21 protein-coding genes are annotated in these 24188 nt (G+C 45.5%); 6 read left to right on the plus strand and 15 right to left on the minus strand.

Annotated features, from left to right (window positions below; translation table 11 throughout):
• Window positions 1-96: 96 nt before the first annotated feature.
• The 5 genes from L0U88_RS04665 to ruvA form a co-directional block, all read right to left on the minus strand.
• Window positions 97-684: a hypothetical protein gene (locus tag L0U88_RS04665; protein WP_234864448.1), complete on the minus strand. Its 588-nt coding sequence runs from the start codon at window positions 682-684 to the stop codon at window positions 97-99.
• Window positions 674-1177 (minus strand): RNA polymerase sigma factor, encoded by a 504-nt coding sequence (locus L0U88_RS04670; RefSeq protein WP_234864449.1) that lies wholly within the window; start codon window positions 1175-1177, stop codon window positions 674-676. Before L0U88_RS04670 ends, L0U88_RS04665 begins: the two co-directional genes overlap by 11 nt.
• A complete protein-coding gene (locus L0U88_RS04675; protein WP_234864450.1) occupies window positions 1174-2010 on the minus strand; it encodes an alpha/beta fold hydrolase in 837 nt (278 codons plus the stop codon). Before L0U88_RS04675 ends, L0U88_RS04670 begins: the two co-directional genes overlap by 4 nt.
• A 61-nt stretch (window positions 2011-2071) precedes the next feature.
• Complete coding sequence (sov, locus tag L0U88_RS04680; RefSeq protein ID WP_234864451.1) at window positions 2072-9262, minus strand: T9SS outer membrane translocon Sov/SprA; 7191 nt, start codon at window positions 9260-9262, stop codon at window positions 2072-2074.
• 93 nt (window positions 9263-9355) lie between these two features.
• Window positions 9356-9940, minus strand: coding sequence for a Holliday junction branch migration protein RuvA (gene ruvA, locus L0U88_RS04685; protein ID WP_234864452.1), 585 nt, complete (start codon window positions 9938-9940; stop codon window positions 9356-9358).
• 55 nt (window positions 9941-9995) lie between these two features.
• On the opposite strand from ruvA, the gene L0U88_RS04690 reads away from it, so the two are divergent.
• Window positions 9996-10988 carry a beta-ketoacyl-ACP synthase III gene (locus tag L0U88_RS04690; protein WP_234864453.1) on the plus strand — a complete coding sequence of 331 codons (993 nt, stop codon included), beginning with the start codon at window positions 9996-9998 and terminating at the stop codon, window positions 10986-10988.
• A 452-nt stretch (window positions 10989-11440) separates the two neighbouring features.
• Here the strand turns inward: L0U88_RS04690 and L0U88_RS04695 are convergent, their stop codons facing one another.
• The 4 genes from L0U88_RS04695 to L0U88_RS04710 are packed head-to-tail and all read right to left on the minus strand — an operon-like array spanning window position 11441 to window position 13753.
• On the minus strand, window positions 11441-11602 hold the full coding sequence (locus L0U88_RS04695) for a hypothetical protein (protein WP_234864454.1): 162 nt from the start codon (window positions 11600-11602) through the stop codon (window positions 11441-11443).
• A gap of 18 nt (window positions 11603-11620) precedes the next feature.
• On the minus strand, window positions 11621-12667 hold the full coding sequence (locus L0U88_RS04700) for a nucleoid-associated protein (RefSeq protein WP_234864455.1): 1047 nt from the start codon (window positions 12665-12667) through the stop codon (window positions 11621-11623).
• Entirely contained in the window at window positions 12664-13215 is a 552-nt protein-coding gene (locus tag L0U88_RS04705) for a hypothetical protein (protein WP_234864456.1), read from the minus strand. Before L0U88_RS04705 ends, L0U88_RS04700 begins: the two co-directional genes overlap by 4 nt.
• 40 nt (window positions 13216-13255) lie before the next feature.
• On the minus strand, window positions 13256-13753 hold the full coding sequence (locus L0U88_RS04710) for a DinB family protein (RefSeq protein WP_234864457.1): 498 nt from the start codon (window positions 13751-13753) through the stop codon (window positions 13256-13258).
• 42 nt (window positions 13754-13795) lie between these two features.
• On the opposite strand from L0U88_RS04710, the gene L0U88_RS04715 reads away from it, so the two are divergent.
• Both L0U88_RS04715 and L0U88_RS04720 read left to right on the plus strand, forming a co-directional pair.
• Window positions 13796-15022 (plus strand): trans-sulfuration enzyme family protein, encoded by a 1227-nt coding sequence (locus tag L0U88_RS04715; protein ID WP_234864458.1) that lies wholly within the window; start codon window positions 13796-13798, stop codon window positions 15020-15022.
• Between the two features lie 17 nt (window positions 15023-15039).
• Window positions 15040-15486: a GNAT family N-acetyltransferase gene (locus L0U88_RS04720; RefSeq protein WP_234864459.1), complete on the plus strand. Its 447-nt coding sequence runs from the start codon at window positions 15040-15042 to the stop codon at window positions 15484-15486.
• A gap of 96 nt (window positions 15487-15582) precedes the next feature.
• Here L0U88_RS04720 and fabD read toward each other — a convergent pair whose 3' ends face one another.
• From fabD to L0U88_RS04735, 3 genes are all read right to left on the minus strand, one after another.
• Window positions 15583-16473 (minus strand): ACP S-malonyltransferase, encoded by an 891-nt coding sequence (gene fabD / locus L0U88_RS04725; RefSeq protein ID WP_234864460.1) that lies wholly within the window; start codon window positions 16471-16473, stop codon window positions 15583-15585.
• Between the two features lie 36 nt (window positions 16474-16509).
• The gene (gene folE, locus L0U88_RS04730) at window positions 16510-17106 is read right to left on the minus strand and encodes a GTP cyclohydrolase I FolE (protein WP_234864461.1); all 597 of its coding nucleotides are present in this window, start codon (window positions 17104-17106) and stop codon (window positions 16510-16512) included.
• A 66-nt stretch (window positions 17107-17172) separates the two neighbouring features.
• On the minus strand, window positions 17173-17589 hold the full coding sequence (locus tag L0U88_RS04735) for a 6-pyruvoyl trahydropterin synthase family protein (RefSeq protein ID WP_234864462.1): 417 nt from the start codon (window positions 17587-17589) through the stop codon (window positions 17173-17175).
• A gap of 154 nt (window positions 17590-17743) precedes the next feature.
• Here L0U88_RS04735 and mqnB point away from each other — a divergent pair, with 154 nt between their 5' ends.
• Genes mqnB through L0U88_RS04750 form a run of 3 tightly spaced genes read left to right on the plus strand, consistent with a single transcriptional unit; the run spans window position 17744 to window position 19406 of the window.
• The gene (mqnB, locus tag L0U88_RS04740) at window positions 17744-18400 is read left to right on the plus strand and encodes a futalosine hydrolase (RefSeq protein ID WP_234864463.1); all 657 of its coding nucleotides are present in this window, start codon (window positions 17744-17746) and stop codon (window positions 18398-18400) included.
• Window positions 18401-18402: 2 nt separating this feature from the next.
• A complete protein-coding gene (locus tag L0U88_RS04745; protein ID WP_234864464.1) occupies window positions 18403-18603 on the plus strand; it encodes a hypothetical protein in 201 nt (66 codons plus the stop codon).
• Window positions 18600-19406, plus strand: a complete 807-nt coding sequence (locus L0U88_RS04750; RefSeq protein WP_234864465.1) for a 1,4-dihydroxy-6-naphtoate synthase — start codon at window positions 18600-18602, stop codon at window positions 19404-19406. Before L0U88_RS04745 ends, L0U88_RS04750 begins: the two co-directional genes overlap by 4 nt.
• Here L0U88_RS04750 and L0U88_RS04755 read toward each other — a convergent pair.
• From L0U88_RS04755 to L0U88_RS04765, 3 genes are all read right to left on the minus strand, one after another.
• Entirely contained in the window at window positions 19382-20692 is a 1311-nt protein-coding gene (locus L0U88_RS04755; protein WP_234864466.1) for a cryptochrome/photolyase family protein, read from the minus strand. The two genes, L0U88_RS04750 and L0U88_RS04755, sit on opposite strands and share 25 nt — an antisense overlap.
• 45 nt (window positions 20693-20737) lie before the next feature.
• On the minus strand, window positions 20738-21592 hold the full coding sequence (locus L0U88_RS04760) for an aminotransferase class IV (RefSeq protein WP_234864467.1): 855 nt from the start codon (window positions 21590-21592) through the stop codon (window positions 20738-20740).
• A gap of 287 nt (window positions 21593-21879) precedes the next feature.
• Window positions 21880-24144, minus strand: coding sequence for a Tex family protein (locus L0U88_RS04765; protein ID WP_234864468.1), 2265 nt, complete (start codon window positions 24142-24144; stop codon window positions 21880-21882).
• Window positions 24145-24188 lie beyond the last annotated feature (44 nt).

A 24188-nucleotide genomic window follows, 5' to 3' on the forward strand; every position in this document is an offset into this window, starting at 1 on the left:
TTAGTTAAACCAACCGTCCTGCAATATTTTTAGCTTAGCTATACCACAAAACTAACTACTAAATATCCCCTGAACAATACCCTAATGTGGTTATTACTAACTGTCCAACATTGAATTCAGTTTGATCCAATCCTGCAGAATAGCCATTTCTTTTTTGATTCCTTTACGGATTTGATGAATCATTATAAATGCCCCGGGGGGAACACTTGCACAACATAAAACCGTTAACCACAATGGAGCATGCCGGCTGAATTCAGGCATCAGCAAATAGAAACCAACCAGGTAAATAACTACTATTGATATCGTTACCGGTCCATGTACAAACTTCCTGAAGCTACGATAGTTAATGGTTGCTTTTGTATAAGCTTCTGCAGACAACCAGGTTTTAATACTTCTTGCTTTCCGTATGCTGAATACTTCAATCAGAATCCTGATGAGCAGGGTACCAATCATCAGTCCTACTCCTGTTTTGCCAGCAATTGTTGAATACGGATACCAGCGCACCAGGAACAAATAGATAAGCAGCACCGTGCAACTCAGTATCACAATAGTAGCATACTGTGAAACAAGACTCGCATTTCTTTTGGCTGTTGCCTGTTTTGACCAATCCGTATGCATTGATTCTTTTGCATCTGATTGTTCCTTCTTCCAGGACTGTTTCAATTCAAATAATTCATCCTGCATGGCTTAGAATTTTTTTTATTCGTTGTTTAATCCGATGAATTTTAACCCTGAGTGTCGCCTCACTGATACCCATAACCGAAGCGATCTGATCGTACTCGAGCTCATCCAGCACCATCATGATTATAAGCCGGTCTACTTCTTCCAACTGTCCGATGGCACGATACAACTCGCTAACCTGCTCCTTCCCTTTTGCTGTTGCTTCTGTATCCTGATCCCTTATATTTTCAAGTTGTTCAGGAGCCAGACCAGCTTTCATTCCCGGTTTTCGTAAATATTGCAAACAGCTATTTACGGTGATCCGGTAGATCCAGGTTTTGTAGTTGGCTTCACCCCTGAATTTTGATAAGGCATTCCAGACATTGATAAAAACATCATGGGCAAGATCTTCAGCAAGTGCCCGATCACCGTTCAAAAAACCAGTACAGACCTGCTTTACCATGGGAGCATAATCCCTGTACAACTGATCAAATAAATCGCTGAACTGTCTGCTCATTTGGAAAAATACTGTTGTATGTTACGAGCCATCCATTCAAATTCATCAAACATGATAAAATGCCTGCTTTTATCTGCTATCAGAATTTCTTTGTTTGATAACGCTTCGTATTGTTTGATATAATTTTTTTCAATTACCTCCCTGTTAGGAAAGCCTGCGGCAAGTATCAGAACCGGCGCTTTAACAGATGGCAGTACAGGTCTCAGATCCAGTTTCAACAGGTCAGTGTATCCGAATACATATACCTTCCGGTCAGCTTTCAACATCCAGCTGGTAATGCTGTCTGCTTTTTCCTTCGACTGGGTCATGTTGGCCGACATACCTGCAGCCATTTTTTTAAAAGGTTCCGCCTGCATTTCCAATAACTGTTTATTATACGGACTAATATACTGGATCTGCTGCGCTTTCACTCCTGGCATCATCACCTCCCTCATACAGGGAATGGCATCCACCAGTACAACCTTGGTTACCCTATCCGGAAGAAGCGCCGCCAGATCAGTTGCCAGGTTGCCTCCCATGCTGTGCCCAACTAAATGTACTTTTTTCAGCTTTTGGCTTTTTATGTAATCAACCAATCCATCTCTCACTGCTGAATACCAGGGTGTGTCGATGGCCGCTGTACCATCAAAGCCGGCATAGGTAACAAAATGAGCACTATAGCCTTTGCCCAGAAAGGCTGCTGTCTCCTTCCAGATACGGCCCGGACAACCAAATCCCGGCAGATAAATCACCGGTGTTCCTTTTCCTGATTTTTCAACCTGTATGGAGGGTGTTTGACCCAGCGCTGTGGCAACCTGAAAAACAACTGCAATTGCTATAAGTATCGATTTCATGGAATTTATTTTCCACTTTGATACAGGCAATAGCAGATTGTTACACCCCCCTCAAAAAAAATTATTGCTGAGCCAGGGAAATCCGGATCTGCAATCCGGCCCTTGTGGTGGTAATCGGAGCCGAGGTAGATATTTTAGGAATGGTTCTTCGCTGGTCAAAAAAGAGTCGCAGGTTCACCCGGTTATTCAGGACATAATCAATAGAAGGTGAAATGGTAATCACTTTCTGACCGGCTGTAGGCAAGGCGGCTTCCTGGTCGAGGCGACTATTGGCGGTTGCATCATCCCGTAAGCCCAGGTCCAATCGCATATTCAGATCATTTGACAATTCCTTGGAGGCCTGTTTGCTTCCAGGCAGTTTCACCTTGAAAGGCAGGTTCACGCCTCTCTTTCTCCAGCCTACTCCCAGCGTAAATTCTTCCGAACGCGCTTCACTCAACTGGAAGTCAATCAAACTCAGACTCAGCTGCCGGCTCTTTTTGTATTCAAAGCGCAGGGTGAGCTGGTTGGTGAATTGCATATCAATATCCAGGAAGGGAGCAAATGCTTCTGAAATAGAAATATTCGGAACCAGGAAATAAGGATAAAAGTTACCGGTGGCCGTATCAATAAAACCAGGCGCATTCAATGCCAGCGGATCCGCAAAAAGCAGGTTGTTATTGAAACTGTTCATGCTGAGGTTACTGTTATACGCATGCGTCAGTGTTACATTGGTAAAGGTTTTCTCCATACCCGGTATCCTGGTTAGTCCGGTATAGGTTACCCGCCAGTTGGGCTTGGGCATAATATTGCGGAAAGGATTGGATCGCACACTGCTGTTATCCTGTTCAATCAAAGAAACAGATCTCGGATCCTTATTAGTATAAGCTGCAATAAAGGAAGGAATCAATACATCCTGGGCATACCGACTATACCCCTTATAGAATCCATCGGAAAGAAACTGTTCTGTAGGATCCAATTGCTGCCAGTAAGGATTCTTGGTTGCATTGCGTTCACTCAAAATGATCCGGTTCTCCTGGAAGCGTTTGAAGGTTTCCGTTACCTCATTCGGCTGGAATTTACCAAACAGGGTCTGATAGGAAATATAACTCACGTTAAAGGAGCCTGCTACATAAGGACTCAGTCTTGCAAAACTTCCATTGCCCACAGTGTCTTTGTATAATTCAGAATAATTCTTTCCGAAAGACTTATCCAGGTTCAGGTCAATCATCAGATCCCGTACCGGCATTAATTGTGCGGTTATACTTAACCGTTGGTTAAAGTCCTGCCGGTTCAGGTTGTTTAATAAGGGGTTATTGGTGATGAGTCCCCTTCGCGCGAAATCATTGATGAAGGATGTATCCGGCTGCTTACCAAAAACAAATCCCCAACCCGGAGCAGTGGAACGGGTATTCATGCCCAGGAATTTGGTACTGTCTGTATATCCCGCCAGTGATGTGGATCCTGTTTCACTGTATTGCACACTTACCCGCTTCACTGAAGTGATGATTCTTCCTACAATTTTTACAACAGTTCCAATCTCCGGCAAGTCATTCGGATCTCTCTTGATTTTCAATTTTCCTCTCTTATTTCGAACCGTATCCGGAGCAGGTTTCGCATTTGATTTATCCGGTTTTGGCGCATCCCAGTCGATGGCACGCAACCACCTGGATTTTGCATACAACCTGGTGAAATCCAGTTCAGCTGCCATGTTTTTCTCCTGTCCATTGGAGATAAAATTCCCCAGGCTCTTGGCAAACTCATCCTGCGAAGCAGTCAGCCAGTTGTAACGGGCGGTATAACCAACTCTCACTGTGGTCCAGTCGAGCAGCGGAACCTTTGCAGTTGGTAAGGTATAGGTTATATTGGCCGACTGATCATAGGTGGTATTACGTCCGCCCCTCCAGAACAATTGCCACATCCGACGGCGTTCTCTCTGATCCAGTCTGCCTGAATCTTCGTCTACCCTTGCCCGGTTGACTGCTGTAAAATCAATATTAAGCGACCGGGTAAGATCCCAGCGTAAATTATAATAACGATCAAAGGTGAAGTACTTGTCGTAGGTTTCGGGAATGATGCCTTTAGGGCCTCCCACATTACGCGGACGAATGGCTCCAAACTGCCGGTTTACATCTGCCCGGAAGCTTAATAAGGACGGTGCATAGTTCAGATTAAACTCTTTCACCAGGTCGTACCATTTGGAAGGTCCCTTGAATTTTTTCTTGAAGGGCTCCCAATATTTTGGAGTGCCTACATAATTGTAACCCAATCCCGCACGATGTTTGGCCATCTCTTCTGATTCAATCAGGGGACTGAATCTTTCCACCTTGGTATATGAATAACTCACATCAAAATTCTCCACACTATACACTTTCTGTTTCTTACCGGAGGTATTCAGTTTTCGAACATTGGTGAAATTGACAGTTTTAGTTGTGGTTACATCCACCGCCTCTTTGCGAATGGAATCCCTGTCGGCGCCACTGGCAGCATCCAGCTTGTCTTTCAGTTTTACATCCAGGTCGTAGGGATCATACTCCGGTGTCAATACAGTTTGAGAATAACCAGCATAAACTGGAATACTCACACCTGCTTTTTCAGGAAGGAGTTTGCCCAACTCCAGGTTGGTGGCCGCATCAAACTGTGTAAAGTTTTCGCGACTCCTTTCATTCACTCGCTGCTCCAGGTTACCAAACCCGATACTGCGTGCAGCAGCTGACAAAGAAACGGTTCCCAGATCCGCCAGTTTGATATCAACCCGGCCGGTAGCAGCCCAACCGCCACTCTCATCCAGTGATGACAAACGCAATTCGTTGAACCATACCTCGGAACATACAGGCGCTCCGGAGTTGTTCACAATACCAAGGAACATACCTCTCACTTCACCCAGGTTCGGGTTACCAAAGATGGCATAGGTTTTTCCATCTTCATCTGTTTCAGAATAATAGAGGTTGGTCTGGGTAGAATTATTCCTGCTCAGCTTCAGGTTGATCAATCGCTGTATAGATAAGTTCAATTCATTTTGTTGTGGCCAAACGATATCCGCCTGCGAATCTGTATAACGTCCGAATGGTGTAACCTTCAGGGGTATGCGAATTTCATAATAGTTGCCAACGAAATCATTTCCTATCCGGATCACTGCAGATAGCGCATTGTCCTGCACGGCAGGAGAACCAACCACACTTTCCGCATGCACAAACATTCTCATCTGACCATACTGACGCAAATCCAGGTTCATCGTTTTGAATACCCCGCGGCCATCCCTGCTTGGCAGATTACAGAGCTTCATACTCATGGCCTGTTCGTTCTGCAGAATGTTGACGTTGTTATTACTTAATTGCTGAACGCGCAGAATGCCAGGAGGTATCAGGTAGTTCACCGGTTGACGGGAACCATTCTCTTCCACATTCACTGCCAGCACATTGAATTCGGTAGGCGCATTCGCCGGCAATGGCTTATAGGTTCCTGTTGTATCCAGTTCAAAAGCAAAGCGGCGCCATTGGTTGCGCACCAGCTCCAGTTTGGCAAATCGGGTTACTACCGAATCTTCAAAACCAGTCAGGAACATTCGGATAAAACGAATCGATTTAAAGTCTGGAATATTTCCCACTTTCTGCTCATACTCAGCAATTGGAATCCGGAAAAGATACCACTTACGCTGAGGACCTTCACCTGCAATAATGCGTTCATCCGTAATATAGTTCTGTCCCACTACCAGGTCCTGCGGACGCAGGTTCACGCGGTACTGAAAATATTCTTCCAGTTCATTCAGGGTGTTATCGCGGTTCAGGTCTTCCTGATCTGGATACAAAGTGAAAGCTGTTGTTACAGTTGAGTTCGCTGCCGCGATGGGTGAGTTGCCATGCGGGTTGTTGATGTTTTTATAACGCGCCAGGATATCTCCCCCGGGGTTATTGTAAAACTCATCCCGATAATTGCGGAAGTTGTCATTCGCAGGATCCGCTAATGCCTGTTGATACGCGGGCGAGTTGGTTCCAAAATTAGCAGCCAGTTGATTCAGGTAAGCATTGAATTTTCTGCGTTCCGCATCATCATCTAAACCATCGAAACCGACATCCTGGAAGGGGCGGTCGGTTGGGTCATTGCTAAAGGCAGTTGTTACCTGGATCGGGTTGTTCGGTGTATTTCCCCAGGTACCACTTGAATCTACAGTTGCCTGGATGTTGGGAGTTGGTAAACCATTTTCAAAAAACCTGCGACCATCGCGCAGCACATCTTCTGAAATATTACCCAGGTTGAAATAGAGTTGACCACCATTGCTGTTTGGGTTATCCAGGAAAGGATCCTGCATCCAGAATTCAATGAACTCCACGTTGCCGGTTTCAAAATCTACCTGGTCCAACCCGCGCATGATACCACCCCATCGTTGTTCGGGGTTGAGCAGTTTACCATTGGCACTTACACTTCCCGGTCTTGCATCAAAGTTATACGGACCACGATCTCTCGGGTAATAAGCCAGGTCAAAAGTGATCAGTTGGGCGGTTCCAAAATCAGGTGTTCGCGCAGGAAATAACTGGTTTTGTGTTACCGCGCGGATCTTGGGGTCCAGGAAATAATCATTTGGGAAAAAGGACGTCAGCGGGTTATTAGGTGCCCTTCGATCCTGCAGGTTGGGCTCAATATTATACCAGGCCAGTTTGGCGCGATTATACCCATAGGCCAATGAATCACTCAGTTCTCCTTCGGGGAACAATCCATTTCCCTGGGGCGTGGAAGCCAGGGTCCAGTTGATCAGCGGAAAGCGAAGATCAATACTGTTTCGGGTGCCTTCAAAATCATCTACATATATAAGTCCGCTCTCTCCCTTACCGATTTGTGGTGGGTGACCCGGTTTCAGAATAGCGCCCTCACCATAGGCAGTGATGGTACTCATTTCCGTGGTCTTGTAAAACGGAATTTTATCCAGCCATCGGGTTAGTCGGGGTGCTTCTGCTCTGTAACTGAAATCCAACCCGTACATGGTATTTCGGATCGGATCTTCATTGTAATTCATTTTCGTGAAAAAGGGGCGCTCACCCAATCGTACAATTTGTCCCCCGATTGTAAAAGATTCCTTCACTGTATTGATGGCCATATAATCCCACCGGACCCCCATATAATTTCGTTGCTGTATACCGAATGTGGCATTGTTCTCAAAACCCACCTGTACCGGAATGCCGGAATTGAGAATTGCCTGGTTGATGATCTTCACGGAACCCAGGTTATAATCCACCATGTAATCAATACCTTCTACGAGGGTACGGCCACCAGAGGTAACAGTAACCGATCCCTGCGGCACATTGAATGCTCCCAGCGGGATATCAGAAGTTGCCTGTCCCTTTGCTGTACCACTAATGATGAAACGATCAAGGTTCGCATAGGTTTTGGCGATCTCCTTAATGGTATCATAGAGAGGAAGGAAGAGATATTTATCCTTGATTTCCTGTGGCACCCCCTGGAAGGCAACACTGTCGAGGTCGCGACCAAAAGGCTCCAGGAAAGGAAAGATAATTCTTGCCTGGTTGGAGATCACGGTAAAGCCTTCAATATAGTCAAAGACCCCATCGGGTTGGGGATCCCGGTTATTATTAAGGCGGTCGAGGTTTAAGATTGTAATAAGAGGTATGCCGGTTCTGGGACCTTCAGGCAGATAGCGTTTGGTACCCAGACTGGGCTCTTCATATAATACGTTGAGTTTGAAATCAGCCGGCTGCACACTTGAGATATAACCTCCATCCCGCGTACGCAGTGCATACACGTTTTTCATCATGAGGTCAAAAATGGGCAGGGTGGTACGTTGCGAAGTTGCTTTCAGCATTTTCAGGAAAAGCACTTTGGGATTACCTGCAATGATGGCGGTGGTATCGGGTGGTACATCCTGCGAGAATTCACCTACCTGGTAGATTTTTCCATTGTAGCTATACTGAAACGCGATACCTAAAACCTCATCCGGTTGAAGGGGTTGGTTCAGGGATAGGAAACCAACCTGCGGGTTGAAATAATAATCATTGGGACCGAGTTTCCGCGCAAAGGTTTTCTCAAAATCCTGTACGGGGCGTAAACCCAAACTACCCAGTTTGCCGGTAACGGTTGCTGACCTTCTGCTGGCGGGATCAGAAACCAGGGCCTGATACAAACCATTCACTGTATTGGATGGCAAAGAGTCAGGCGTTACCGGGGTTGGGAAATTAAAAGGAAAACGTTCCCCGAGGTCGGCCAGTGCTACGATATCACGGGTTTCGGTAGTTGCTCCATTCCGGTTGGTAACCCAAACTTCGAGGCGCAGAATATTCACGAGGGAATTCACAGCAGGCAAACTGCCCATCGCCCTGTTATAATTTTTACGGAAGAATTGCGACATCAGGAAGTGCCGGTTTTCTTCGTAATCATTGATTTTAAATTCAAAGTTGGTGGTGGCAGCACCTCCAACCAAACCGAGTGATTGTCTTTGTGCACGCTGGTTGGCCAGGATACCGGTAATAAATAATTTACCAAACTGCAGTTGGGTTTTAATACCAAAAAGGGATTGCGCTCCTGGAATCAAAGAACCCTTGGTTGAAAAAGATACATTCCCTGCTTCGATGCGTTTGATGATTTCATCCGGGCCGCCGGTATAGTCCAGCTTGAGCTGGTTTTCAAAATCGAAATTGGCCTGGGTGTTATAGGTGATAGGCAATTTCATTTTATTGCCAATATTCCCCAGCACACTCAGGTTGGCATTCATGTCAAAGTCGAAACCACCATTTCTCCGGGCTCGTTCAGGAAGAGTTGGGTTTTTGATATTTTGTCCCTGGTAGCCGGCGATGATGTCAACATTCCCCATGGGCCGTACATCTACCTTGCCGCCGCCAAAGATGCGGTTGAAGAAAGATTCGGAAACCGATAGTTTGGGTTTGATGTTTTTTCTGTTCAGGCTGCTCAGCACATCTGCCCGCTGGCGGAAATAATCACGTTCCTGGATGGCTGCCCTGTACCGGAGGTACTCCTCAAAAGTCATGTAGGTTGGTGTCCGGTAGTATTTATCACCAATTTTCTCGACGATGAAATACTGCCGGGTAACCGGATCGTACTCAACGGTTTTATTAATATTCGAAGGATCGTTCAGGTCGAAAGGATTTTTCCGGATGCCTGGTTCTGCGCGGCGGTCTTCCAGGGGAAAGCGTAGGGTGTCTGGAGCTTTTATTACTGGAACATTAGGAACTGTGTCTTGCGGATTGCTTGTAGAATCCTGCTGTGAGTATCCAGCCAATCCCGGGCAAAGAAATGCCAGGATCATAGAAATGATCAGTAGGAGACGCCCACATTGCATACGAAGAATGCCCACAGTTTTTTCCCAGGTAATTAGTTAGGTAGAACTCCTGCTATAGGCTTAGAGGTTTTTAAGTGCTGATTTGATAATTTCTTCTACTTTGTCAGAACCTGGATGTAGTTGCATAGACTTACGGAGTGCGATTTCTGCCGCCGGACGAGCAATTCCAAGTGCCAACAGAGCATTTAACGCATCGGTTTCGGCGGTATTGCCTATTGACACTGAATTATTTAGATCCAACGACTGCTTGGTGAATTTATCCCGAAGTTCGAGAATTATTCTCTCTGCAGATTTCTTGCCAATTCCTTTTACAGACTCCAATTGTTTCGCATTTCCCTGGATAATGGCCCTTGAAATTTCTTCCGGTTTCAGGGAAGAGAGCATCATTCTGGCAGTGGAAGCCCCTACTCCATTCACCCCCAGCAGCTGCAAAAACATATCTTTTTCGGCCGGTGTGGCAAATCCATACAGCAGGTGGGCATCCTCCCGAACCTGGAGATGGGTATACAGCAACCCCTGGGTTTTACCCTGAATTTCACCATATGTGTTTAACGATATAAAGACCTCATATCCAACTCCCTGAACATCAATATGAACAAAAGTGGGTGTAAGAAGCGTGAAATTCCCCTTGAGAAAAGCGATCATAGGCTGCAAAATAAACTATTACCCCTAAATTTGTGCCGCTTTTGAAATTAAACGCATGACCAAAAAAATTACAGCCGCCATTACAGCCGTAGGCGGTTTTGTTCCCGAGGATAAGTTAACCAATGCTGACCTCGAGAAAATGGTTGACACCAACGACGAATGGATCCGCACCAGAACAGGCATTTCCGAAAGAAGAATTTTACGTGGTGAAGGCAAAGCAACTTCCGATATGGCAGTACCTGCTGTGTTGGACCTGCTTAGTAAAAGAGGGATGAAACCCGAAGAAATCGACTGTCTGATTGTAGCAACTGTTACTCCCGATATGGTTTTCCCGGCTACTGCCAACATTGTTTGCGACAAGATTGGTGCCGTGAATGCCTGGGGTTATGATATGAGTGCGGCCTGTTCAGGCTTTCTTTTCGCGCTCACTACAGGAGCCATGTATATTGAAAGTGGCCGGTACAAAAATGTGGTGGTTGTGGGTGCCGATAAAATGAGTGCCATTGTAGATTATACCGATCGTAATACCTGTGTTTTGTTTGGCGATGGCGCCGGCGCAGTGTTGCTGGAACCGGATGAAGAAGGATATGGAATCCTGGACAGTCTGCTTAGAACCGATGGAAGTGGTCGCCATTTCCTGAACATGAAAGCAGGCGGATCGGCGTATCCTGCTACAATCGAAACAGTTACCAACCGCGAACATTTTGCTTTCCAGGAAGGCAAGACTGTTTTCAAGTTTGCAGTAAAAGGGATGGCCGATATCAGCGCCGACCTGCTGGAAAAAAACAACCTGACTGGTGCCGATATCGCATGGCTGGTGCCCCATCAGGCCAACCTGCGTATCATTGATGCCACTGCTGAACGCATGGGATTGGATAAGGACAAAGTAATGATCAATATTCAGCGCTATGGAAATACCACCGCAGCTACTATTCCGCTCTGTTTATGGGAATGGCAGGATCAGCTGAAAAAAGATGATCTGTTGGTGTTTGCTGCATTTGGAGGTGGGTTTACCTGGGGCGCGACCTTGGTGAAGTGGAAAATGTGAGCATGGAGACAGGAGACAGAGGAGAAGGGAGACGGGAAATTAAAAAAGGTGAAAGAGGTACGCCCCTTTCACCTTTTTTAATTTCACTAATTTTCACATCTCACGTCTCACATCTCACGTCTCACCTTTCCTTTCCTTTCGGGTAATTTTCTCCGTCCATTCGGCCTCTTTTCTCTAACCAGTCAGTCAATCTCAACCGCTCCCGCACTATTGTTTCACTATTATTGAACCACCAGTGAAGCACCAGTGAACCATTCTGCAACCACGCCAATATACTCCACAGGCACAATGAACAGTTCCAGGTTAGTTTAAGCTATACTTAAAGTAATTTATAGCATCTCTATAAAATCAGGTGGTCAGACTCCCTGGTATGGTTTCATCAGCATTTTAAATGTCGCATATAGCCATCATTAACCCTATGTAATGTCACCTATAGGTAACCATAAAATTCATCAGAAAACAGTTCCCATATTTCTTCCATGCCTCCTTCCCACCAACTTCCTATGCCAATATTCCATGCCTCCCTTGTCTCCCGTCTCCTCTGTCTCCTTTGTCTCCTTTGTCTCCTTTGTTTCCTCTTCCATTCCTCCATCTTCCATTCCTCCATCTTCCATTCCTCCATCTTCCCTGCTTCATGCCTCCTCATCAAAATACAACTTGTAATACTTCTTGCCTACCGTTTCATCATAACCGCGTTCCAGGAGGTCGCGGCGACCATGGATGTACACATGGAAGTTCTTGTCGAGTTTGAGCACTGATTTGAATACTTTCTGCTGTTTCTTTACAGCGGCCAGGTGGATATCAAATTCTTCATCAATCACATAGTTGCGATTGGCTTCAAAATGTCGTTTATAATCCATGAAACTGTCCACCACATCGGGGTGATGAATCACTTCATCCGCAAATTCCTGGAGATTGAACTGTTCCTTCGACTTGAAATAATCCATCGACTTATTCAGCAAATCAATCTGATCGGATTTGCTTACTTCAAATTTCTCTGCATATTCTTTTTCAATAAAGAGTTTGCAAAGTCCCAATGCCTGGTTGGTATGGTGGTAGCTATCCGTATAAGGCTGTACCTGCAGAAACTCACTGATCCAGTATTGGGTATCGTTCTGTTTATTGGTAGTATCCACCACCAGCACTTTATACCCTTCCGCTTCATTTTCCCGGATAATCAGACAACCTTTATCCAGCTTATTGATATTGATACCGTCCTCTGCCGCCAACTCCCAGCCACCCGCATGCGAAAACACTTTCAGGAAGGTTTCCTTGGTTTCAGATTTGAATAAGCCCAATGCTTTCTTTTCTTCCCCCTCCACTAACAACTTATCAAATAACACCACATACAATTCCCCTTCCTTTACTCTAGCATGCGTGGATTTCTGATAGAGCAACTGCGCCAGGAACGCAGCCACTTTCTGAAAACTGCCGGGATCATCAAAGATCTTTTTGGCATATTGGTATACATCATTCAGCTCCAGATCGCTGATATGTGTAAAATGATATACATCGTGTTCATTGAAAGGTGCCAGGAAATAGCGGGTTAATAATCCACGTACAATTTCATCATTAAGCGTAAGCGTGTTGGGCGAAAGTTGCAATGCTTCCCCGCGGGTCGGATTTCCTACTTTATGAACGATGGCTTTTTCCAGCGTAACTGCATCAATTCCTGTCATGGCGCGAAGATAGCGCCTTTGGTATTTTTTTCCTGCAGGGTTCGCTGGGCAGTGAGCTCTCGGTAGCGGGATTTAAACCGCGACCATAAATCATAGGAAGAAAGGCGGCTGTATTCATCAGGAACAGTCCCCATGGTCACAAATTGTTTTACTGATGGCCCCTGAAAGAACCTGACTGCTCCCCATCTGATTCGGTCATCCTGCTGTGCAGGATATTCGATTACATATTGTTCGGTACAAACCACCTGGTCGCGGTCGAGATAATAAACCTCCAGGTATTCTATGGTATCCACGAAATAATGTATCTCAAAAATCACCACCCTTCCTTCGGAAACGGTATAATGCCAGGTTTCCCGAATAGGTCGATCGTCTGACAGGAATTTTTGAATATGAAAGGTTTGTTGTGAAACCAGGGATAAGCTATCCGCCTTATACACAAGGTCATCAATCCGGCTTCGCCAGTCGAATCGTTGTGCAACTGCTTCCTCCCACCAAAAATTGCCGGCAACAAGCAACAGCAACCATACCCGGAAAAATCCCCCTTTCATAACACTCAATTTGCTTTCCGTAAGTTACGAAAATACGGCACTACTTTTTCAGTCCCCTCGACCACACAATAAAGTCGGTTGCCGGGATATCGGTAACTCCAAGCTGCCGTAAAATCGTTACCAGCTGACCGCGGTGATAGGTACCATGGTTAAATAAATGCATCAGGAGATGCGTATAGGAACTTTCATAGGACTGCCCCTTCAGATTGGTGTAGGGAAAAACCTCATTTAATTCTGCTTCAGACTTTGATTCCAGCCATTCCTTCCAAACATGGCCCTGCATCAGCAAGGCTTCTGCTCCCTTCAACGGATGTTCATGAAAGTTTTTACTGGGGATAAACATTTCCGTTTTACCCTGGATCCGCTGCCACCAAAGTGATTCAGCATCCCACATATGCAAGAGTGTTTTTAACAGGGACGGAAAACTGCTGGTTACCTCCTTTGTCCAGCTCTCTTCGTTCAGGTTTTTGATACAGCCATACAGTTGTTCATTGGCCCAAATATGATAAGTGGCATATTCCAGTAAAAGGGTCTTCATGGTTTTCAGTTAATTTTACTAAAATTAAAGCCTGATTCACATATGTCGAGTAAAGATTTTAAGATGAAAGGAAGCAGCACGGTAGCCGTTCATGGCGGAAATGAACCTGACCCTATGTATTCCCATATCACACCGATCTATGCAAGTTCCACTTTCTATTTCGATACCGCTGAGCAGGGCATGGAGCGATTTGCCGGTGAAGACAAAACGCAGATCTATACCAGACTTGGCAACCCTGGTTTTAAAGTGGCAGAACAAAAAATCGCTGCCCTGGAAGCACATGGAATTACCGGGCAGGATGGCAATCCCCTTCAGCTGAAAGCCTTGTTGCATGCAAGCGGACAAGCGGCCATGTCCACCCTGTTTTTATCTACCTGCAAACCGGGTGATAAAATCCTGACACATTTTTCCTTATATGGTGGCACCCAGGAATTGCTGACCAAAGTTGTGGAAGAGCATCAAATCGAAATCATTGTTGCCGATTTACGCAATCCTGAGCTGGCGGCGAAAGCAATGGAAACACCTGGCATCCGGCTGGTTCATATCGAAACGCCTGCCAATCCAACCCTAAGTTGTGTGGACATCAGCCTGATTAGTGAGATGGCAAAACAGAAAGGATACTTGGTTTCGGTTGATAACACATTTGCAAGTCCCTATCTGCAGCAACCTTTCAAATATCCCGGAGTCGATTTTGTGTTTCATTCCACCACCAAATACTTAAACGGTCATGGTTCTGCAATTGGTGGCGTTTTACTAGGAAGGGATCTTGAGTTCATGAAAACCAAAGTCTGGAAATGGCATGTATTACTGGGCGGCAATGCAAATCCCTTTGATTGTTACCTCTTGATCCAGGGAATGAAAACACTCGAATTACGCATGGACAGACATTGCAGCAATGCCATGGTGGTTGCTGAGTACCTGGAAAAACATCCGCAGGTGGAGAAAGTTATGTTTACGGGACTGCCATCGCATCCGGATCATGCCATCGCTAAAAAACAGATGAAAAATTTTGGTGGCATGCTTAGTTTCGAAGTGAAAGGAGGCATTGAAGCAGGTGTTCGCTTTATAAACCGATTACAGCTTTGCACCAGGGCTGTGTCATTAGGCACGCTGGATACACTGGTATCTCACCCGGCATCTATGTCGCATGTTGGAGTACCAAAGGCTGAAAGAGAATCCTATGGTATTACAGATGGATTGATCCGCATGAGTGTGGGAATTGAAAACATCGAAGACATCCTGACGGATCTGGAACAGGCATTACAATAATCAATTAAACTATAACGATGATCACTATACGAAGAGCGGTTGAATCTGACTGTCCGCGTTTACTCGAGTTAATTAATGAACTGGCCCTCTATGAAAAAGCGCCGGAAGAAGTTACAGTAACCCTGGAGCATTTTACCAAAAGTGGATTTGGCGACCAGCCAGTCTGGTGGGCATTTGTAGCCGAAGAAAATGGAGTAGTGCAGGGATTTGCGTTGTACTATATCCGGTACAGCACCTGGAAGGGACAACGCATGTACCTGGAAGATATCCTGGTAACCGAAGCGATGCGTGGCAAAGGAGTTGGGAAATTATTATTCGACCGATTGATAGAAGAAGCGAAAGAAAAAGGATTAAACGGAATTGTTTGGCAGGTGCTGGAATGGAATGAACCTGCTATCAATTTCTATAAAAAATACAATGCCACCTTTGGCCATGAATGGGTCAACTGTTCTATCTCAGTATAAAAAGAAAATCCGCCATAGTGAACAGCACCGAACCGGTGGCATTCACTATGGCGGAATTATTTTGTCTCCAGTCTCCTCTGTCTCCTCTTCCATGCCTCAGCTTATTCCATCCACCGCAACCGTCTTATCAATCTTGCCAATCAATCCCTGCAACACTTTACCCGGACCCACTTCCGTAAACCTGGAAGAGCCATCCTGGATCATCGCCTGCACACTTTGTGTCCAGCGAACAGCTCCTGTCAATTGCTGAATGAGGTTGTGTTTGATTTCATCTTTATCAATAACGGCTCTTGCAACCACATTCTGGTAAACGGGACAAACAGGCGTTTGAAATTTCATCGCTTCGATCGCATCTTTCAATTCCTGCCGTGCGGGCTCCATCAAAGGAGAATGGAAAGCACCACCAACAGGCAACACCAGTGCGCGTTTGGCTCCTGCTGCTTTCATTGATTCGCAGGCCAGTTCGATTCCTTTTACAGAACCGCTGATCACTAACTGACCAGGACAATTATAATTGGCAGGCACTACAATTTCACCGGACTCCTCCTGCACGCGGGCGCAGACTTCTTCAACTTTTGCATCATCCAATCCGAGTACGGCAGCCATAGTGGAAGGTTGCAACTCACAGGCTTTTTGCATAGCGAGGGCGCGAATCGAAACAAGTTGAAGACCATCTTCAAAATTCAATACGCCATTCGCCACCAATGCGGAAAACTCACCCAGTGAATGTCCGGCAACCATATCCGGCCTGTTCTGTTCAATACCTTTATAGGCAATTACTGAATGCAGGAATACAGCAGGCTGAGTAACCTTGGTTTGTCTGAGGTCTTCATCAGTACCAGTAAAAAGAATGTCGGAGATACGAAAGCCAAGAATTTCATTGGCTTGTTCAAATAACTTCTTAGCAAAGGCACTGTTTTCATAATGCTCTTTACCCATTCCCGGAAACTGAGATCCCTGTCCGGGAAAAACATAAGCATGCTTCATATAGGCGGTTCTAGTTATACCGCAAAAATAATCAGATCAGCTCAGTTTGGACGAAATCAATTTTGTGAACTCACTCCTGGTTTCTGATTTTTCAAATTCTCCCCAGAAAGCAGAGGTAGTGGTAACAGAGTTTTGTTTTTGAACACCCCGCATCATCATACAGAGGTGTTTGGCCTCGATAACAACTGCTACACCAATAGGATTGAGTGATTCTTTAATAGCATTCAGAATTTGTGAGGTAAGTCTCTCCTGCACCTGCAGTCTTCTGCTGTAAACGTCCACAACGCGGGCAATCTTACTCAAACCAGTGATATAACCATTGGGGATATACGCGATATGCGCTTTACCAAAAAAGGGCAGCATATGGTGTTCGCACATGCTGAACAGCTCGATATCTTTCACGATGATCATCTCACTAACATCTTCATGAAACTTGGCAGATTCGAGGATGGCTTTCGCGTCCATTTGGTAACCCTGGGTGAGATACTGCATCGCTTTTGCAACACGTTCAGGAGTTTTTAGCAACCCCTCACGTTCAGGATCTTCTCCTAATAAAGCCAGCGATTCGCGATAATTTTCGATCAGTCCGGAGGTTATTTTGTCTTCGTACTGTTCAACTTTTTGATATGCCATTTTTTAGTGTTTTTGAATTTAATTTGAATGCCCCCTTCTCACATCTCACGTTTGACGTCTCACATCTTACTTCCCCGGGTAGTCCACAAAATTCCTTGCCGTCTCATACAACCGGATACCCAGTTCATGTTTCGGATCTATATGTGGTCGCAACAATTCGTAGATCACGATCGCTATGTTTTCAGCGGTTGGGTTTCTCTCTTTGAAATAAGGTGTGTCGAGGTTCAGGTTGCGATGATCAAACACCTGAAGGACTTCGCGATTAATGATATCCGACAACTGCTTCATGTCAATTACGAAACCAGTCACGGGATCAGGCTCACCCAGCACTTTAACCTCTAATTCATAGTTGTGCCCATGATAATGAGGGTAACTGCATTTGCCAAAAACCGAAAAATTCTGTGCATCATCCCAATCAGCCCGAAACAACCTGTGTGCTGCATTAAAATGTTCCTTCCTGTAAACGGCCACTTTGTTTGACATCTCCAACCTGTTTAATAATTGTTGCTGGAAAGTTTAACAGAACAGAATTCAATTTGTTCAGAAATTGATAAAAAGCTGGTCTGATTGCCTTACAAAGCTAGTCATTCGGCAGGATTTATCAGGAATCCCGACATTTGCGGCAAACTATTCAGGAATGCATTGTTTACTGGTCGCGGCCACTGCCGCCGAAATCACTCCTTTTACAGAACACCTGGCTGAGACAGACAAACTGATTCATATAGATTTTGATGTGGATATCCTGATAACCGGGGTAGGCTCCGTTGCCACCACCTATGCCCTGACGCGTTACCTCCAGCATAAACGTCCCGAGTTGATCATACAGGCTGGGGTAGCTGGCAGTTTTGACCCAACAGTACCAGCCGGGACTGTTTACGCGGTTCAGAAAGAAATCATTGCAGACATGGGAGCTGTTGAAAAACAGGGATTTGCGAACTTATTTGAGCTGGGACTGGCCAATCCGAATGAAGCACCTTATAAGAGATCCTGGCTGACCAACCCGAATACCACCCTGCTGAAAAGAAGCCGGCTTAAAAAGGTGAATGCCATCACGGTGAATGAAATCTCCACTTCAAAAAAAAGGATCCAGTCCTACCAGGATGCCTACCAGCCCGCGCTTGAATCCATGGAAGGGGCTGCCTTTCATTATGTATGCCTGCAGGAGAATATTCCTTTCATGCAATTGAGAAGCATCTCCAATACGGTTGGAGTGCGCAACAAAAAACAGTGGGATCTTCCTCTGGCCATTGAGAATTTGAACAAGGTGTTGGTGAGGTTGTTGGAAGCGCTGTAGATGTGAGACGTGAGAATGGAAGATGGAGAAAAGGAAGAAAGGAGGAATGGAACAGGAGGCAAAGGAGAATGGAAGAGGAAACAAAGGAAACGGGAGGCAAGGAAGAGGAGACAAAGGAGACGGGAGACAAAGGAGACGGGAGACAAAGGAGACGGGAGACAAAAGAGACGAAACCTGAAAAGATAATGAACCAGAAAAAATGAGCAAACCGATTACCATAGCATTTTCGCCCTGCCCGAATGATACCTTCATATTTGATGCATTGGTAAATGGCAAGATTGATACTGGTGGACAGCAATTTGAGGTGGTGCTGGAAGATGTGCAAACCCTGAATGAATGGGCGCTGGAAGGCAGGTATCCGATCAGTAAAATAAGCTATGGGGTATGGCCGCAGGTGAAGCACCAGTACAGACTTCTGGACGCCGGGGGAGCACTTGGATTTGGTGTTGGTCCGCTCCTGATTGCAAGAGAGCCTATTGCGCTCGAAGACATTCACCTGAAGCGCATCGCCCTGCCTGGCAGAAACACTACCGCTCACCTACTTTTCTCGCTTGCTTTTCCAGATGCGCAAAACAAAGACTTTGGCATCTTTCATGAAATTGAAGAAGCCGTCTTATCCGGAAAGGCAGATGCAGGTGTTATCATTCATGAAAACCGGTTTACTTACGAAGCGAAGGGCCTGGTGAAGCTGCTCGACCTGGGTGCCTATTGGGAATCCAAATTGCAATGCCCGGTACCACTGGGAGGCATTATCATTCGAAAAGATCTTCCGGCAGCAATGGATGAGCAATTGAACCAGTGGATTCGGTCCAGTATACAATATAGCTGGTCTAACTACCCTGAACTCTCCTCCTTTGTGAAAAACCATGCACAGGAAATGAGTGAGGAAGTGATGCGCAAGCACATCAATCTCTATGTGAATGAGTATTCTCTTTCATTGGGCGAAACAGGTAAAAAAGCAGTCTCCGTGCTGGAGGCTACCTACGAACGGATTGCTGCTGCATAAGTATCCAGGCAACGTTTTCTTGCGAGTTCATGCTCCACAATTGGCCGGGGATAGGTCAACTCATTTAATTCCGGCACCCATTTTTTGATATAGGCTCCATCCGGATCAAACTTCTTGGTTTGCAGATATGGATTGAAAATTCGAAAATAAGGAGCTGCATCACAGCCACTTCCTGCTGCCCATTGCCAGCCTCCATTGTTCGCAGCCAGATCAAAGTCAAGCAACTTCTTCGCAAAATAAGCCTCGCCCCAGCGCCAGTCAATCAACAAGTGTTTCGTCAGAAAAGAAGCTACAATCATGCGTACCCGGTTGTGCATATAACCGGTGGTATTCAATTCCCGCATGCCCGCATCCACGATTGGATAACCAGTACGCCCCTCGCACCAGGCGGCAAATTCTTTTTCATTGTTCCGCCACTTGATCTGATCGTATTCCGGTTTGAAGGAGAGCCCCTTGCCTACCCGCGGGAAATTCCAGAGGATCATATGATAAAAATCCCGCCAGATCAATTCATTCAAATATGTCTCGTTCAACTGAGTTGCCTGCTTCGCCAGCTGTCGTATACTGATGGTACCAAATCGCAGGTGTACACCCAGCCTGCTGGTTCCACGAACAGCAGGAAAGTCGCGTTGTTCTGTATATTTTTTGGCAATTTTCGGATCCAGCTCAGGATCCGGAAAAGAAAATGAACCAGCTGAAAAACCGATGTCTTCCAGGCTGGGTAAGGCTTTGGGACTGCGTTTATGAAACCCATTAAAATAGTCGGCAGTCGGATAGGATTTGAGATAGAAAGCATTCAGCTTGGCTTTCCATTTTCTTGAATAAGGAGTGAATACGGTATAAGGCTTACCATCATCCTTCACTACTTCTTCCTTTTCAAAAATCACCTGGTCTTTAAAGGTATGAAATGCAATACCCTTTTCTTTCAACATGGCTGCTATTGCTGCATCACGCTCGCTGGCATAGGGTTCGTAATCATGATTGGTATATACTGCTGCAATTTTATACTCACTGAGAAGCTGGGTAAATACTTCCATCGGTTTACCGTGGCGCACATCCAGGCTGGATTTCAATCCCACCAATTGAGCCTGGATTTGCTCCAGGGCCTGATGAATAAACAAGACACGTTTATCGGCTTTATCTTCCAGGTCATCCAGGATATTGGAATCAAAAATGAATATCGGCTGAACCTGCAATCCCGAACGCAGGGCATGATACAAACTTGCATTGTCCTCCAGACGGAGATCCCTGCGAAACCAGAAAATTGCGATGTTGCCTGCAGCCATAAATGGAATTTAGAGCATTAACAAGCAATTCTATGCTTGGTTCAACTAATTTTTTGGATGAAAGAGCGGCTGGATGGCTTCCTTGTACAAGCGGGCACTAAAGCTGTTTGCATATTTCCTGTCGCCCAGGCTTCCTACCCAGCGAATGCCATAGCTGGTGTTAGTAAGAAAAATTTCATCTGCCTGTTGCAGATCTTCTTCGTTGATAGTTGTCTCTTTAAAAGGCAATCCTGCTTTCCTGCAATAATCCAGCATATATCGCCTCATGATGCCCAGCACCGGGCCTTCGGATGCTGCAGGTGTATAGAGCACTCCTTCTTTTACCAAAAAGAGATTCGCGATAGTGCAGTCGGCCACTCTTCCTACAGCATTCAGTACCACTGCATCATTCCACTTTTCTTTTTTCACCTCGAGGGCCCCGAGTACATAGGGCAGGTAATTGTTGGACTTGGTATTTGCCAACAGATCCATTGTTTTATGTGCAGTTCGGTGAATTCCTAAAACAAGGCCATTTTCATTCCACTGGTGATTGGCAGGAGGCAGCGACCAGCACTGAATTACATGATGGGGAAAATGACTGACCGTATCATACAGTCCTCCATTTCCACGAAAGATCATGAGCCGAATCCTTGCCAGGTTGCTATGACCATTACGATGGGCCAGTTGCAGTATTTTATCCTTCAGATAGGCAGGAGTAAAATAGGAAGGGCATTCAAATTGTAAGAGCGCCAGCCCTGAAAACAGTCGTTCAAAATGCCAGTCGGCCAGTTGAATACTGCCCTTGTTGACTTTCATTGTTTCAAACAATCCATCTCCATACCGGATGGCCCGGCTATTGGCTCCTATCAATAATTTATCATCCCGGTAAAACTGACCGTCTTCAAATAAAACCTGCGACATACTTGCCCGTTTGACCGGTAAACTTACAACGCAATCACCTTTGGGCTCTCATTTTGTTTTTAATGCTTACAGAAATGATGACTGCCAGAACCAGCAGTACCAACAAAAGCAGGCAGGCCGGCAGAACAGGATACAGCATTTTTTCCAATGCCGGCGGAGGTGGGGTAAAAAGGTAAACTAACATAGCACAAGGTTGAAATGCAAACTTAGTGCTTCCATATGAACAGAACATGAAGAAAAAACACCCCCGGAAGGGGTGTTTTCCCCATCACCTTAAAGTGGTATTGTTATTTGAATTTCTTCTTCAATTCATTCAGTTTCGCCTGGAAATCATTCACCGGCTCCGGCCCCTTCTTCCTTTCCTCCGTCTTCCTTTCTCCCCCTCTCCTTTCCTCCATCTTCCTTTCCCCCATCTTCCGTTCTCCCGTCTTCATCGACAAACCAATTCGTTTCCTGGCAAGATCAACTTCTGTCACTGTTACCTTCACTTTCTGCTGCAATTTCACCACTTCTGCAGGATCACTCACATAGGTATCACTGAGTTGGGAAATATGAATCAATCCATCCTGTTTTACACCAATATCCACAAACACACCAAACTTGGTAATATTGGTTACGATGCCCGGCACTACCATGCCCACTTTTACATCTTCCATTGTTTTGATACTGTCATCAAAACGAAACTCTTCAATTGGTGCACGTGGATCACGTCCCGGTTTTTCCAATTCCTTCAGAATATCTTCAATCGTGAATTCACCAATGGTTTCTGAAATGTATTTTTTCCGGTTGATCTGCCGGCGCAATTCAGCTTTTTCAATCAGGTCTTTCACTTTGCAATTCAGGTCCTTTGCCATGGATTCCACCACTGGATAAGTTTCCGGGTGCACGGCACTGTTATCAAGTGGATTAACGGCCTCGCGTATACGCAAAAAACCGGCGCATTGCTCAAAGGTTTTGGGGCCCATCAGGCTCACCTTTTTCAATTCTTCCCTTGATTTAAACGGACCATTTTTCTGGCGATACTCCACAATGTTTTTAGCAAGTGTGGCACTTAGTCCGGATACATACATCAGCAAATGTTTGCTGGCTGTATTCAAATCCACACCCACATGGTTCACGCAGCTTTCTACTACACGATCCAGGCTCTCTTTCAAACGCGACTGGTTTACATCGTGCTGGTATTGTCCTACACCAATTGATTTGGCATCAATCTTTACCAATTCACTTAACGGATCCAGTAAACGTCTTCCTATACTTACTGCACCCCGAACAGTAACATCGTAATCAGGAAATTCTTCGCGGGCCACTTCTGATGCAGAATAAATGGAGGCACCACTTTCATTCACCTGGAATACACTTACAGGTTTTCCAAAATCAATAGATCTTGCCAATGTTTCAGTTTCTCTTCCGGCAGTTCCATTCCCTATACCTATTGCTTCAATTCCAAACTGCTTCACCAATTGTTTGATAGTGTCTACACTTTTCTGCCATTCATTCTGTGGCGGATGCGGGTAAATGGTGCTGGAATGAATCAGATTGCCCTGTTCATCCAGGCATACCAGTTTACAACCGGTACGATATCCAGGATCAAGTGCCAGTACTCTTTTGGAACCCAGCGGAGAGGCCAGCAAAAGCTGTCGCAGGTTTTCTGCAAATACCTGGATGGCTTCTTCATCAGCCGCATTTTTGGTTGTTAACCGGAATTCATTTTCAATGGATGGCTTTAGCAAACGATCAAAACTATCTGCAATCGCCAGCCTGATTTCTTCGGCAGCTTCACTGTTGTTTTTTACAAATAATCTTTCCAGTTCAGGTACCGCTATGGCTTTTTCAATATTGATATCCATTAGCAGATAACCTTCCTTTTCACCTCTGCGAATCGCAAGGATCCGGTGGGAAGGGCATTTGGAAAGTGGCTCAGAGAACTCAAAATAATCCCGGTATTTCTGTGCATCTGCTTCTTCTTTTTTAGAACTCAGCACGCGTGAAACCAGGATGGCAGAAGTTTCAAACAAAGACCGGATGGCAGTCCTTGCCTGCTGGTCTTCAGCCACGCGTTCTGCAATGATATCTCTTGCACCCTGTAAAGCATCTTTGGCTGATTTCACTTCCTCTTTTACATAAGCCTGTGCAGCAGCTTCCGGACTGCCGGACTGCTGTTCCCAAATCCAGTCGGCCAAAGGTCCCAGTCCTTTTTCAATGGCCTGGCTGGCTCTTGTTTTTCGCTTGGGTTTATACGGCAGGTAAATATCTTCCAGTTCCGTAGCATTGATACAGGCTACAATTTTTGCAGATAATTCCGGTGTCAGTTTCCCCTGTGAGTCGATTGTTTTCAGTACGGTTTCCTTTCTTTTCTCCAGGTCTTTGAAATAGGCGATTTCTTCTACAATAGAAGTAATAACTACTTCATCGAGGTTACCGGTTGCTTCTTTCCGGTACCTTGCCATAAAAGGAACAGTAGCCCCTTCCTCCTGCAGTTCATATACATTCACTACCTGCTTTATGGAAAGGGATAATTTCTGCGCGATTACACTAACATATTTTGGATCCATATTCACAAGTTTCGGACCGCAAATATAGCCGGATGAGGCATGCA

Source organism: Flavihumibacter fluminis, from assembly GCF_021491375.1.
Taxonomy (GTDB): domain Bacteria; phylum Bacteroidota; class Bacteroidia; order Chitinophagales; family Chitinophagaceae; genus Flavihumibacter; species Flavihumibacter fluminis.

Coding starts and splice junctions, on each gene's coding strand:
- L0U88_RS04700 (WP_234864455.1), bottom strand. CDS start 12,667: ATGACAGGAATTGATGCAGTTACGCTGGAAAAAGCCATCGTTCATAAA.
- L0U88_RS04670 (WP_234864449.1), bottom strand. CDS start 1,177: ATGAGCAGACAGTTCAGCGATTTATTTGATCAGTTGTACAGGGATTAT.
- ruvA (WP_234864452.1), bottom strand. CDS start 9,940: ATGATCGCTTTTCTCAAGGGGAATTTCACGCTTCTTACACCCACTTTT.
- L0U88_RS04695 (WP_234864454.1), bottom strand. CDS start 11,602: ATGGAAGATGGAGGAATGGAAGATGGAGGAATGGAAGAGGAAACAAAG.
- fabD (WP_234864460.1), bottom strand. CDS start 16,473: ATGAAGCATGCTTATGTTTTTCCCGGACAGGGATCTCAGTTTCCGGGA.
- L0U88_RS04750 (WP_234864465.1), top strand. CDS start 18,600: ATGAGCAAACCGATTACCATAGCATTTTCGCCCTGCCCGAATGATACC.
- L0U88_RS04690 (WP_234864453.1), top strand. CDS start 9,996: ATGACCAAAAAAATTACAGCCGCCATTACAGCCGTAGGCGGTTTTGTT.
- L0U88_RS04765 (WP_234864468.1), bottom strand. CDS start 24,144: ATGGATCCAAAATATGTTAGTGTAATCGCGCAGAAATTATCCCTTTCC.
- L0U88_RS04715 (WP_234864458.1), top strand. CDS start 13,796: ATGTCGAGTAAAGATTTTAAGATGAAAGGAAGCAGCACGGTAGCCGTT.
- L0U88_RS04710 (WP_234864457.1), bottom strand. CDS start 13,753: ATGAAGACCCTTTTACTGGAATATGCCACTTATCATATTTGGGCCAAT.
- L0U88_RS04755 (WP_234864466.1), bottom strand. CDS start 20,692: ATGGCTGCAGGCAACATCGCAATTTTCTGGTTTCGCAGGGATCTCCGT.
- L0U88_RS04760 (WP_234864467.1), bottom strand. CDS start 21,592: ATGTCGCAGGTTTTATTTGAAGACGGTCAGTTTTACCGGGATGATAAA.
- mqnB (WP_234864463.1), top strand. CDS start 17,744: ATGCATTGTTTACTGGTCGCGGCCACTGCCGCCGAAATCACTCCTTTT.
- L0U88_RS04675 (WP_234864450.1), bottom strand. CDS start 2,010: ATGAAATCGATACTTATAGCAATTGCAGTTGTTTTTCAGGTTGCCACA.
- folE (WP_234864461.1), bottom strand. CDS start 17,106: ATGGCATATCAAAAAGTTGAACAGTACGAAGACAAAATAACCTCCGGA.
- L0U88_RS04720 (WP_234864459.1), top strand. CDS start 15,040: ATGATCACTATACGAAGAGCGGTTGAATCTGACTGTCCGCGTTTACTC.
- L0U88_RS04705 (WP_234864456.1), bottom strand. CDS start 13,215: ATGAAAGGGGGATTTTTCCGGGTATGGTTGCTGTTGCTTGTTGCCGGC.
- sov (WP_234864451.1), bottom strand. CDS start 9,262: ATGATCCTGGCATTTCTTTGCCCGGGATTGGCTGGATACTCACAGCAG.
- L0U88_RS04735 (WP_234864462.1), bottom strand. CDS start 17,589: ATGTCAAACAAAGTGGCCGTTTACAGGAAGGAACATTTTAATGCAGCA.
- L0U88_RS04665 (WP_234864448.1), bottom strand. CDS start 684: ATGCAGGATGAATTATTTGAATTGAAACAGTCCTGGAAGAAGGAACAA.